Source organism: Pseudomonas sp. S49 (assembly GCF_009866785.1).
Taxonomy (GTDB): Bacteria; Pseudomonadota; Gammaproteobacteria; order Pseudomonadales; family Pseudomonadaceae; genus Aquipseudomonas.
Genome location: NZ_CP019432.1, coordinates 3,925,332 through 3,939,263, shown reverse-complemented (window position 1 = coordinate 3,939,263; position 13,932 = coordinate 3,925,332). Strand labels below are relative to the sequence as shown.

Genomic DNA, 13,932 nt, shown 5'->3' with positions numbered 1-13,932 from the left:
ACCCGCGAACTGATGGCGCTGTATCAGGCGTTCAGCCAGGGTCAGGCGGATCCACTGCCGCCGCTGCCGCTGCAATACACCGATTACGCGGTGTGGCAGCGGCGCTGGCTCAGCGGTGAGGTGTTGCAGCGCCAGAGCGAGTTCTGGCAGCAGACGCTGGCGGGCGCTCCGGCGCTGTTGCTGTTGCCGACCGATCGCGTGCGGCCGGCGCAGCAGGACTATGCCGGCAGCAGTGTCGACGTGGTGCTCGATGAACGTTTGAGTGCCGGCCTCAGGGCACTAGGCCAGCGCCATGGCGTGACGCTGTACATGACGCTGATGAGCGCCTGGGCGATGCTGCTCAGTCGTTTGTCCGGTCAGTTTGAGGTAGTGATCGGCTCGCCTGTGGCCAACCGCAGTCGTGCCGAGATCGAAGGCTTGATCGGCATGTTCGTCAACACTCTGGCCTTGCGCATCGACACCTCGGGCGAACTCAGCGTCGAAGCGCTGCTGGCCCGAGTCAAGGCGCTGACGCTGGCGGCGCAGGCGCATCAGGATCTGCCGTTCGAGCAGGTGGTGGAAGTTACCCGGCCACTGCGCAGTCTGGCGCACAGCCCGGTGTTCCAGACGTTGCTCAGTTGGGACGGTCTGCAAGGCCCGGCGCTGGCCCTCGGTGATTTGACCCTGGAAGGCGTGGCGGAGCCGAGTCACTTCGCCAAGTTTGATGTGTCGCTGAACCTGAGCGAGTGCAACGGTGTGATTCGTGGTTCGCTGGAGTACGCCACGGCGCTGTTCGACGAGGCGACGGTGCTGCGTTTCGCCGGCTATTTCCAGCGTCTGTTGCAGGCGATGGTCGCCAATGATCAAACGGTGCTGGAACACGTGCCGCTGCTGGCAGAGAACGAACAACAGCGCCTGCTGAATGATTTCAATGCCACGGCAGTGGATTACAACCTTGAGCAGACCCTCCACGGTCTGTTCGAGGCGCAAGTGGCGCGCACGCCGCAGGCTCCGGCGGTGGTCGCCGGTGAGCAGCGCCTGACCTATGCCGAGCTGGACGCCAAGGCCAACCAACTGGCGCGGCACTTGCGTGGCTTGGGCGTGCAGGCGGATTCACGGGTGGCGATTTGCGTCGAGCGCGATCTGGACATGGTTGTCGGTCTGCTGGCGATCCTCAAGGCTGGCGGTGGTTATGTGCCGCTGGACCCGGCGTATCCGCTGGAACGTCTGGCCTACATGCTGGACGACAGCGCGCCGCTGGCGGTGCTGGTGCAAGGTTCCACTCGCGGGCTGCTCGGTGACGTCGCGGTGCCGCTGGTCGATCTCGATCAAGCGCACTGGCAGTCGCTGTCGAGCGACCCTCTGCCGACCGCCGAGTTGACCCCGCAACACATGGCGTACGTGATCTACACCTCCGGTTCGACCGGCCAGCCAAAAGGCGTGATCAACGAACACACCGCGGTGGTCAACCGCTTGCTGTGGATGCAGGACGCCTATCCACTGACAGCAGCGGACACGGTGTTGCAGAAGACACCGTTCAGTTTTGACGTGTCGGTGTGGGAGTTTTTCTGGCCGTTGATGACCGGCGCACGTCTGGTCATGGCGCAGCCCGGTGGGCACAAGGACCCGCTGTATCTCAGCGAAATCATCGAGCAAGAACGGATTACCACGCTGCACTTCGTGCCGTCGATGCTCGACGTGTTCCTTGCCCATGGCGACAGCGCGCGTTGCTCGGGGCTGCGTCAGGTGATGTGCAGCGGTGAAGCCTTGCCGGGCAGTCTGGTGCGGCGGTTCAAACGGCAATTGCCGGGCAGTGAGTTGCACAATCTCTACGGCCCGACCGAAGCCGCCGTCGACGTGACCGCGTGGAATTGCGCCGGGCCGCTGGAGCAAACCCCGGACAACACGCCGATCGGCAAACCGATCGCCAACACCCGCATGTACATCCTCGATGGCCAACAACAGCCGGTGCCGCAAGGCGTTGTCGGTGAGTTGTACATCGGCGGCGTGCAGGTGGCCCGTGGTTACCTCAACCGACCAGAACTGAGCGCGGAACGCTTCCTCGATGATCCGTTTCAGGCCAATGGCCGTATGTACCGCACCGGCGACGTTGCCCGCTATCTGGCCGACGGCAATATCGAATACCTGGGGCGCAACGACGACCAGGTGAAAATCCGTGGCTTGCGCATCGAACTGGGTGAAATCCAGGCACGCCTGACCCAGATCGAGGGGGTGCAGGAAGCGGTGGTGCTGGCCCGCGAAGACGTGCCCGGCGACAAGCGTCTGGTCGCGTATTACACCGGGGAGCGGCTGGACATCGAAGCGCTGCGCAGCCATTTGCTGGAACATCTGCCGGACTACATGGTGCCTGCGGTGTTTGTGCACCTCGATGCGCTGCCACTGAGCCCGAACGGAAAACTCGATCGCAAGGCATTGCCAGCGGCGGATCTGGCGGCATTGGTCGTGCGTGAATACGAGGCGCCGGTCGGCGAAGTGGAAACCCTGCTCGCCGCGCTCTGGGCCGAGTTGCTCAACGTCGAACGGGTAGGGCGTCACGACCACTTCTTCGAGTTGGGTGGGCACTCGTTGATGGCGGTGAATCTGCTGGCGAAAATGCGTCGTGCCGGCCTCAGCGCCGACATTCGCGTGCTGTTCAACCAGCCGACACTCGCCGCACTGGCGGCGGCCGTCGGTGGTGAGCCGCAAGCCGAGGTCCCGGCCAACCGCATTACGCCGGACTGCACGCGTATCACGCCGGAACTGCTGCCATTGGTGACGCTCGATCAAGCGACCCTTGACCGCATCGTCGCCAGCATCCCCGGCGGCACGGCCAATGTGCAGGACATTTATCCGCTGGCGCCGTTGCAGACGGGCATTCTGTTCCATCATCTGTCTGCTGCTCAGGGTGACCCTTACGTATTGCAGGCACAGTTTGCGTTCGCCGATGAACAGCGCCTGAACACCTTCACCGAGGCCTTGCAGAGCGTCATCCAGCGCCACGACATTCTGCGCACCTCGCTGTTCTGGGAAGGCCTCGAAGACCCGGTGCAAGTGGTTTGGCGCCAGGCGTCACTGGCCTGCGAAGGTATTGCACTGGAGGACGTGAACGGCGATGCACTGGCGCAGTTGCGCGCTCGCTTCGATGCCGGTCACTACCGCATGGCCGTCAACCAGGCGCCGCTGATGCGCGTGGTCCACGCGTGGGACGCGGTCAATCAGCGGGTTGTCGCGTTGCTGCTGTTCCATCATCTGGTGATGGACCACGTTGCGCTGGAGGTGCTGCAACAGGAAATGCAGGCCTTCCTCAGCGGCCAGCCACAACGTCTCGCCGAGCCGGTGCCATATCGAAACTACGTGGCGCAGACCTTGGCCGGAATGAGCGATGAGCAGCATGAAAGCTTCTTCCGCGACATGCTCGGCGACGTTGGCGAGCCAACCTTGCCTTACGGCCAGGCCCCGGCACAGGAAGGGCTGGCTGAGCAGGCGCGGTTGACCCTCGACCTCGGTCTGAGCCGCGACATCCGCCAGCAGGCGCGGCGTCTGGGTGTCAGCGCCGCGAGCCTGATGCACTTGGCCTGGGCGCAGGTGCTCGGGCAGTTGTCGGGCCGCGATGACGTGGTATTCGGCACGGTATTGCTCGGCCGCTTGCACGGCGGTGAGGGTGCCGAGCGTGCGCTCGGGGTGTTTATCAATACCTTGCCGCTGCGCATCGATCTGACCGCGCACAGCGTCAAAGGCGCGGCATTGGCTACCCATCGACGGCTGAGCCAATTGCTCCAGCACGAACACGCGCAACTGGCGCGCATCCAGCATTGCAGCGCGATGGCGCCGACCACGCCGCTGTTCAGCACTTTGTTCAACTATCGTCACGGGGCTGCGGCGACGAATGCCTCTGCCGAGGCCGCATCGGCGTGGCACGGCATGCAACTGCTGGAAGCCGAGGAACACAGCAGCTATCGCCTGACCCTTAGCGTTGACGATCTTGGCGAAGGGTTCAGCCTCAGCGCATTGGCCGGTGCCGGCATCGACGCGCGGCGTACTTGCGACTATCTGCAATGTGCCTTGCACAGCCTTGTGCAAGCGCTGGAACAGGCACCGCATCAAGGCTTCGAACGCTTGTCGATCCTGTCGGCCGCTGAGCGGGAGCAGCTATTGATCGGCTTTAACGCCACCCGCGCCGATTTCCCTCAGGGGCTGACCATTGGCCAGCGTTTCGAGCAGCAAGTGGCTGAGCGACCGCACGCGCCGGCGGCGATTTTTGCTGGTGCGCGCCTGAGTTATGCCGAACTCGACCACCAAGCCAACGCCTTGGCGCATCACCTGATCGAAGCGGGTGTGCGGCCTGATGATCGTGTGGCCATCGTTGCCCGTCGCGGGCTCGATACGCTGGTCGGACTGGTAGCGATTCTCAAGGCGGGCGCCGGTTATGTGCCGGTGGACCCGGCGCATCCAACGGAGCGGCTGAACTATTTGCTGGAGGACAGCGCACCGGTTGCGGTGTTGACCCAAAGCACACTGCGCGCACGTCTGCCCGAGCTGCAAGTGCCGCTGATCGACCTCGATCTGCGCCAGTGGCCAAGCAGCAGAATCGACACTCCGTCAGTGCCGGCGCTGACGCCGCAACACTTGGCGTATGTGATCTACACCTCTGGCTCCACCGGGCAGCCCAAAGGCGTGATGGTCGAGCACCGCACCCTGAGCAATCTGCTCGACTGGCACTGTGCGGCGTTCGATCTGCGCGCCGGCAGCCACACTTCAAGCCTCGCCGGCTTCGGTTTCGACGCCATGGCCTGGGAAGTCTGGCCGGCGTTGTGCGTCGGCGCGACCCTGCATCTGGCGCCGGCCCACGATGGCAACGAAGACATCGATGCACTGCTCGACTGGTGGCGCGCACAGCCGCTGGACGTGAGCTTCCTGCCAACCCCGGTGGCCGAGTACGCCTTCAGCCAGGAGCAGGCGCATCCAACCCTGAAAACCCTGTTGATCGGCGGTGACCGGCTGCGCCAGTTCAACCGCAACCAGTCCTTCAAGGTGATCAACAACTACGGCCCGACCGAGGCCACGGTGGTTGCTACGTCCGGGTTGATCGAGGCAGGGCAAGTGCTGCACATCGGCAAACCGCTGAGCAATGCCAGTGTTTACCTGCTCGATGAACAGCAGCGTCCGGTGCCACTGGGGGTGATGGGCGAGCTGTACGTTGGCGGTGCCGGCGTCGCCCGTGGCTATTTGAACCGCCCGCAAATGACCGCCGAACGTTTTCTGCGCGACCCGTTCAGCCGTTTGCCGAACGCGCGGATGTACCGCACCGGTGACCTTGCGCGCTGGCGCGAGGACGGCACGCTGGAATACCTGGGGCGCAATGACGATCAGGTGAAAATCCGTGGTGTGCGCATCGAGCTCGGCGAAATCGAGACCTGCCTCAATCAGTTGCCAGGGATTCAGGACGCCGTGCTGCTGGCCCGTGAAGATCAGCCCGGCCAGCCGCGACTGGTGGCGTATTTCACCGAAACCGCGCAAGGCGAAGCGCTGAACGTCGGCGAGCTGCGTGCGCATCTGCTGGGGCAACTGCCGGAGTACACGGTGCCAGCGGCTTTTGTCCGGCTCGACGCTTTACCGCTGACGGCCAACGGCAAAGTCGACCGCAAGGCGTTGCCGAAACCGGATCTGGCCGCGTTGTTCACCCGTGAATACGTCGCGCCGCTAGACGAAATGGAAGCTACGCTGGCGCAGATCTGGGCCGAGGTGTTGCAGGTCGAACGGGTAGGGCGCCATGATCATTTCTTCGAGCTCGGCGGGCATTCGTTGCTGGCGATGCGCATGGTTGCACAGGTCCGGCAACGGTTGGGGCTGGAGCTGGCGTTGGCGGATCTGTTCGCCAATGCCGAACTGGCGGCGGTCGCTGAGTGCCTGGCGGGTGCCGAGCGCAGCACCCAGCCGTCGATTGTGCCGGTAACGCGTGACGGCACCTTGTCCTTCGCCCAGCAACGCCTGTGGTTCCTCGCGCAAATGGCGGGCGGCAACTCGGCGTACAACATCCCCATCGCCCTGCGCTTGCGCGGTCGACTCGACATTGATGCGCTGCAATCGGCGCTGGCGCGTATCGTGGCCCGCCACGAAACCCTGCGCAGCCGCTTCATCAGTCGCGATGACACTGCGCAGGTGACGATTGCGCCGGTCGACAGCGGCCTGCTGCTGCGTGTGGAAGATTTGCGCCAAGAGCCTCAGGCCGAGGACACCTTGCACAGGTTGATGGCGAAGGAGGCCTCGACGGCGTTTGATCTGCAGAACGACCCGCTGATTCGCGGACAGCTGGTGCGTCTGGCCGACGATCACCATGTGCTGTTGCTGACCGTGCATCATATCGTCGCCGACGGTTGGTCGATGGGCGTGCTGACCCGCGAGCTGATGGCGTTGTATCAGGCATTCAGCCAGCGCCAGCGCGATCCGCTGCCGGCGCTGACGCTGCAATACGGCGACTACGCGGTGTGGCAACGACGCTGGCTCAGCGGTGAAGTGCTGCAACGGCAAAGTGATTACTGGCAACAAACCCTCGACGGTGCTCCAGCGCTGTTGACGCTGTCCACCGATCGTCCGCGCCCGGCGCATCAGGATTATGCTGGCAGCAACCTCGAAGTGGTGCTGGACCAACACCTGAGCGCCGGACTCAAAGCCCTGAGCCAGCGGCATGGCGTGACCCTGTTCATGACCCTGACGAGTGCCTGGGCATTGCTGATGAGTCGTCTGTCCGGGCAGGCCGATGTGGTGATCGGTTCGCCAGTGGCCAACCGCACCCGCGCGGAAATCGAAGGCTTGATCGGCATGTTCGTCAACACCCTGGCGCTGCGCATCGATACCTCGGGCGAGCCGAGTGTCGAAACGCTGCTGGCACGGGTCAAGGCGCGGACACTGGAGGCGCAGGCGCATCAGGATCTGCCGTTCGAGCAAGTGGTGGAAATCACCCGACCGTCGCGCAGCCTGGCGCACAGTCCGCTGTTCCAGACCACGCTGAGCTGGGACAGTCACATTGGGCCGCAACTGGCGCTGGGCGAGCTGACACTGGAAGCGGTGGCCGGCGCGGACGAGGTCGCGAAATTCGACCTGACGCTGACCCTGGGCGAGGTCAACGGCGTGATTCGCGGCTCGCTGAACTACGCCACGGCGCTGTTCGACGAATCGACCATCCGCCGCTTTGTCGGTTACTTCCAGCGGCTGCTGCAAGCGATGGTCGGCAATGATCACGCAGTCCTTGAACACCTGCCGTTACTGGCGGCGGAGGAACGTCAGCGCTTGCTCGTCGAGTTCAACGCCACCGCGCGTGATTACCCGCAGGCCCTGACCGTGCACGGGATTTTCCAGCAACAAGCGGCGGCGCATCCAAAGGCTGTGGCGGCGGTGCATGGCGCGCAATCGCTGAGTTATTTCGAACTGAACGCGCAGGCCAATCGCCTGGCTCATCACCTGATCGGCCAAGGCGTGCAACCGGGTGATCACGTGGCGATCCTGCTGCCACGCTCGCTGGAACTGCTGGTGGCGCAACTGGCGATTGCCAAGTGCGCGGCGGCCTATGTGCCACTGGACATCCACGCGCCGAGCGAGCGTCAGGCGTTCATGGTCGAGGACTGTCGCGCGGCCGCGCTGCTGACCCTGAGCGGCGAAGTCATCGATTACGCCGCGCCGCGTATCGATCTGGACAGGCTGACCCTCAACGGGCAACCGACACACAACCCTAACCTGGTGCAGTCTTCCGAGTCGCTGGCGTACATCATGTACACCTCCGGCTCCACCGGCACGCCGAAGGGGGTGATGGTGCCGCACCGTGGCATCGGCCGCTTGGTGCTCAATAACGGTTATGCCGATTTCAATGCGCAGGATCGCGTGGTGTTCGCCTCGAATCCTGCATTCGATGCCAGCACCATGGACATCTGGGGGCCGTTGCTCAACGGTGGTCGCGTGGTGATCATCGACCATCAGACCCTGCTGGATCCGCAGGTCTTTGGCCGTGAACTGAATGCCAGTGGCGCGACGATTCTGTTCGTCACCACGGCGTTGTTCAACCAGTACGTGCAATTGATCCCGCAAGCCCTCAAAGGCCTGCGCATTCTGCTCTGTGGTGGCGAGCGCGGTGATCCGGCGGCTTTCCGCACGCTGCTGGCCGAAGCGCCGCAACTGCGCATCCTGCATTGCTACGGACCTACCGAAACCACCACCTACGCCACGACGTTCGAAGTGCGGGAGGTGGCGGAAAATGCCGAGAGCGTGCCGATCGGTGGGCCGATTTCCAACACTCAGGTCTATGTGCTCGATGCGCATCAGCAACCAGTGCCGATGGGCGTGACCGGTGAGCTGTATATCGGCGGGCAGGGCGTGGCGCTGGGTTATCTGAACCGAGCCGATCTGACCGCCGAGAAATTCCTCCGCGATCCGTTCAGCGATAAACCCGGCGCGTTGTTGTATCGCACCGGCGACCTCGCGCGCTGGCTGGCGCCGGGGCAACTCGATTGCGTCGGGCGCAACGACGATCAGGTGAAAATCCGTGGTTTCCGCATCGAACTGGGTGAGATCGAAAACCGCCTGCTGAACTGCGCGGGGATCAAGGAAGCCGTGGTGCTGGCACGCCGCGACGCTCAGGAGACCCCGCGTCTGGTCGCCTATTTCACCGCGCACGATGGACAACTCGACAGCGTTGAACTGCACGCGCAACTGTCGACGCGTTTGCCGGAGTACATGCTGCCGACGGCCTGGGTGCAACTGGAAGCGTTGCCGCTGAACAACAACGGCAAGATCGACCGCAAGGCGCTGCCGGCACCGACCCAGGCCGCCATGCTCAGCCGGGTCTGTGTCGCGCCGGTCACTGCGCTGGAGGAAAACCTGGCGCGCATCTGGGCCGGGTTGTTGCAGGTCGAGCAGGTGGGACGACACGATAATTTCTTCGAGTTGGGCGGGCATTCGTTGCTGGCGATGCGCATGCTGTCGCAGGTTCGCCAACAGCTGGACGTGGAGCTGACCTTGGCCGAGCTGTTCGCCAATCCCGAGTTGGCAGCCGTGGCGCAGGTGTTGAGCCGGGCCGCGCGCAGCACGTTGCCGGAGATTGTGCCGGCAGCGCGTGAGCAAGTGCTGCCGCTGTCGTTCGCGCAACAGCGCCTGTGGTTCCTGGCGCAAATGGACAGTGGCAACACGGCGTACAACATTCCGTTGGGCCTGCGTCTGCGCGGGCGGCTGGATGAAGACGCGCTGCAGCGGGCACTGGCGCGTATTGTCGAGCGCCACGAAACCCTGCGCAGCCGCTTCACCCAGATCGACGATCAGGCGCAGGTACTGATCGTGCCAGCCGAGGCCGGTCTGTTGCTGCAAGTTGAAGATTTGCGCCAGCACCCGCAGGCCGATAACGCCTTGCGTGGGCTGATCGAGGAGCAAGCCAGCGCACCGTTCAATCTTGCCCGCGATTCGCTGATTCGCGGGCGACTGGTGCGTCTGGCCGACGATCACCATGTGCTGTTGCTGACGCTGCACCACATCATCTCCGATGGCTGGTCGATGGGCGTGCTGACCCGTGAGCTGGCGGCGCTGTACCAAGCTTTCAGCCATGACCAGCAAGACCCGTTGCCAGCGCTGGCGCTGCAGTACAGCGATTACGCGGTGTGGCAACGCCGTTGGCTCAGTGGCGAGGTACTGCAACGGCAGAGCGATTACTGGCAGCAGACCCTGGCCGGTGCCCCGGCGTTGCTGACCCTGCCAACCGATCGTCCGCGTCCGGCGCAACAGGACTTTGCCGGCAGCCATATCGACGTAGTGCTGGGCGCGCCGCTGAGTCGCGGACTCAAAGCGCTGTGCCAACGTCGCGCTGTGACGCCGTACATGGTGATCCTCAGCGCTTGGGCGATGTTACTCAGTCGCTTGTCCGGGCAGACCGACGTGGTCATCGGCTCGCCGGTGGCCAACCGCACCCGCGCCGAGGTCGAAGGCTTGATCGGCATGTTCGTCAACACCCTGGCCCTGCGCATCGACACCTCGGGCGCACTCAGCGGCGAAGCGTTGCTGGCGCGGGTCAAGGCGCAAACCCTGGCGGCGCAGGCGCATCAGGATCTGCCGTTCGAGCACGTGGTGGACATCAGCAAACCGCTGCGCAGTCTGGCCCACAGTGCGTTGTTCCAGACCCTGCTGAGCTGGGACAACAATGACGGCCCGAGCCTGCAACTTGGCGAGCTGACGCTGGAAGGCGTGGCGGGGGAAAGCCACTTTGTGAAGTTCGACCTGTCGCTGAGTCTCGGCGATAGCGCCGATGGCGTTCGCGGCTCGCTGCGTTATGCCACGGCGTTGTTCGATGAATCGACGGTGCGGCGTTTTGTCGGTTACTTCCAGCGCTTGCTCGCTGCGCTGGTGAGCGATGAACAAACGCTGCTGGAGCAGGTGCCGTTGCTGGCGCAGGACGAACGTCAGCGCCTGTTGCACGACTTCAACGCGAGCGAAGTCGACTGCCCGCTGGAACAGCCGTTGCACTGCTTGTTTGAAGCGCAGGTGCGGGTTAAACCCGAGGCTATCGCCGTGCAGTCCGAATCCGGGTGCCTCACCTATCGCGAACTCAATGCACGGGCCAATCAACTGGCTCATCACTTGCGCGAACAGGGCGTGCAGCCGGATTCACGCGTGGCGATTTGCGTCGAGCGCGGGCTGGATCTGGTGGTCGGTCTGCTCGGCATTCTGAAGGCAGGCGGGGCGTATGTGCCGCTGGATCCGGGGTATCCGGCGGAACGTCTGGCCTACATGCTCAAGGACAGCGCGCCGGTCGCGGTGCTGGTGCAAGCGGCGACGCGTTCGCTGTTCGACGCGCCTGCACTGACCTTGATCGACCTCGATCAAGGTCATTGGCAGCAGCCCGATCACGATCCGCAGGTGCCGGGCCTGAGTGCCGCGAACCTCGCCTACATGATCTACACCTCCGGTTCCACCGGCCTGCCGAAAGGCGTGATGATCGAGCATCGCAGCGCCTGTAACATGGTGCATTGGGGCTCGCAGATCAGTGCGCCGACCGAGCATGGCGCACTGTTGCAAAAGGCCCCGTTCAGCTTCGACAGTTCGGTGTGGGAGATTTTCTGGCCGCTGTGTTCCGGCCTGCGTCTGGTGCTGGCACGGCCCGATGGCAACCGCGATTCGGCCTATGTGGTGCAGGCGATTCGCGAGCACCAAGTGACTGTGGTCAAGTTCGTGCCGGCGCTGCTGCAAGACTTCATTGAGCAGGCCGATGTCAGCCAGTGCACCAGCCTCACCGATGTACTCAACGGTGGCGGCGAACTCAGCGCGGCCTTGGCGCGGCAGGTGCGCGATCGCTTGCCGTGGGTGCGTTTGCACAACGTTTACGGCCCGACCGAAACCACGGTCGACAGCACCGGCTGGACGCTTGAACCGGATCAGCCGGTGCCACACAACGCGGTGCCGATCGGCAAGGCGCTGAGCAACACGCGTTTGTATGTCCTCGATGCTTACGATCAACCGGTGCCGCAGGGTGTCAGCGGCCAGTTGCACATTGGCGGTGTGGGTGTGGCGCGCGGTTATCACCGATTTCCGCAGATGCAGGCCGAGCGTTTCATCGACAGCCCGTTCGTGACCGGTGATCGGCTGTACCGCACCGGCGATCTAGCGCGCTACAACAACGACGGCGACCTGGAATTCCTCGGGCGCAACGACTTCCAGATCAAGCTGCGCGGCTTGCGTCTGGAACCGGGGGAAATCGAAGCGCGGCTGATCGAACATCCGGCGATTCGCGAAGCGGTGGTGATGGTGCGCGATGAACGCTTGGTGGCCTGGTACACGTTGCGTGCAGGGATCGAAACGCCAAACCTGGAGGTCTTGCGTGCCCATGTGCTTGAGCGTTTGCCGGAGTACATGGTGCCCGGCGCCTACGTGTTGCTCGACGCATTGCCGCTGACCCCCAACGACAAGGTCGACCGCAAGGCCTTGCCAGAGCCGGGCGCCGACGCGGTGATCAATCGTCCTTATGTGGCGCCGCAAGGCGAGGTGGAAACCGCGATGGCGCGTATCTGGGCCGAAGTGCTCAACGTCGAGCAGGTCGGTCGTCACGACAACTTCTTCGAGTTGGGTGGGCATTCGTTGCTCGCGGTGCGGCTGGTCAATCTGCTGCAACGCGGCGGAATGCAGGTGTCACTGGCCGAATTGTTCCAGCACCCGAGCATCGAGTCGGCGGCAGCGTTGCTCGCTCAGGATGAAATGGCCGGACTGCCGGAAGGGCTGGTCGTGGTGCGAGCCGGAGATACCGGTACGCCGCTGTTCCTGGTGCATGAATTCAGCGGCCGCGACGTGTATTTCCCGACGCTGGCGCAGCACATTGGCGGCGAATTTGCGATTTATGGCCTGCCCGGCGTGCCGTTTGGTCAGCCACAGCTGCGCACAATCGAATGCATGGCCACGAGGATGGCCGGGATCATCCGTTCGGTGCAGCCACACGGGCCGTATCGTCTGGCGGGCTGGTCGTTCGGCGGGGTGCTGGCCCATGAGGTTGCCCAGCAATTGCTGGGTCAGGATCAACCGGTGGACTTCATCGGCATGCTCGACAGTTACGCGCCCAACTCGCTGGCCCAGGACAAGGCGATGTGGAGCGGCAAGGATCTCGACAAGCGCCAGTTGCTCGGGCATTGCCGGGGGCGTGCGCTGATGCTCGGTGCTGAGAGTGCCACCGCGTTGGCGTCGGTCGAGGCTCTGGAAGCCCAGATGGAGCAGTTGGATTTCCACGCGCTGTTCCAGCGTTGCCAGGTGCAGCAACTGACCGATCCGGAACTGGCCACGGTCAGCGCAGCGGATGCCTGGCATTACTTCGATCGCGAGGCGGCGCATCGCTTGGCCTTGGCGCATTACCAGGTCAGCCCGGCGAGCCAGACGATTCATCTGTTCCGCGCGCAGGCGCTGATGGACGGGCAGTCTGTGCCAAGCCCGACACGCGGTTGGGAGGAACGCTTCGACAGTCGTCTGTTGCAGTGCATCGATATCCCCGGCGATCACCGCAGCATGATGAAAAATCCGCATATTCAAGCGTTGGGGCAGGCCATCACTCAGGCACTTGAGGCGGTAGTCGCGCCCGCCACGGCGGTGTATCAGCCGCTGCTGACGATCCAGACCGGGCACGTGGGGCATGCGCCGATTTTCTGCGTGCCGGGGGCAGGTGACAGCGTCACCGGGTTCATTCATCTGACCGAAGCGATCGGGCCGGAGTGGCCGATCATCGGCCTGCAACCGCGCGGGCTGGACGGCAGCAGTGTGCCGCACAGTCAGGTCGAGGCCGCTGCTGCGTTTTATCTGCAGGCGATCGCGCAGGCTTACCCGCAAGGCCCGGTGCACCTGATCGGCCATTCCTTCGGCGGTTGGGTGGCGCATGCCATGGCGGCGCAGTTGCAAGCGGCCGGGCGCGAGGTGGCTTCGTTGACGTTGATCGACAGCGAAGCGCCGGGCGGCAACGGCACGGCAGGCAAGCCGTACACCGGTACGGCGGCGCTGGAACGTTTGATCGACACCCTGCAACTGTCCAGTGGCAAGTCGCTGGAGATCGATCCGCAGGTGTTTGCCGACGCTGATGACGCCACGCAAATGCGCTTGCTGCATGCCGGGATGGTGCACGCGGGCGTGCTGTCGGAGCGCGCCGCACCGGATGCGATGCATGGCCCGGTCCGCACCTTCGCCACAGCCTTGCGCACGGTCTATCAACCGCCACTGGCCTACACCGGGCCGGTGCGGCTGGCGCTGGTCGATGACCCGACGCTGGATGCCTGGGGCAATCAGCGCGAGCAAGCGGCGATGGTCGAAGGCTGGCAACGGCAGGTTGCGGATCTGGCGGTGTGGTACGGGCCGGGCAACCACTTCACGATTCTCAAGGCGCCCAACGTCTTCAGTCTCGCGGCGTGGTGGCATGACGGCCTGAAAGTGCCGGCCGGGCAAGTGGTTTCCTGA

General features: G+C 63.9%; 1 protein-coding gene (cut by a window edge). It reads left to right on the top strand.

Translation table 11 applies throughout. The features are described 5' to 3' along the window. A protein-coding gene (locus PspS49_RS17325) for a non-ribosomal peptide synthase/polyketide synthase (RefSeq protein WP_160040707.1) crosses the window boundary here: on the top strand, positions 1-13,932 show its 3' portion. It extends 3,894 nt beyond the left edge of the window; 13,932 of the gene's 17,826 nt are visible here — the last part of the coding sequence; its start codon lies off the left edge, out of view; it ends in the stop codon at positions 13,930-13,932.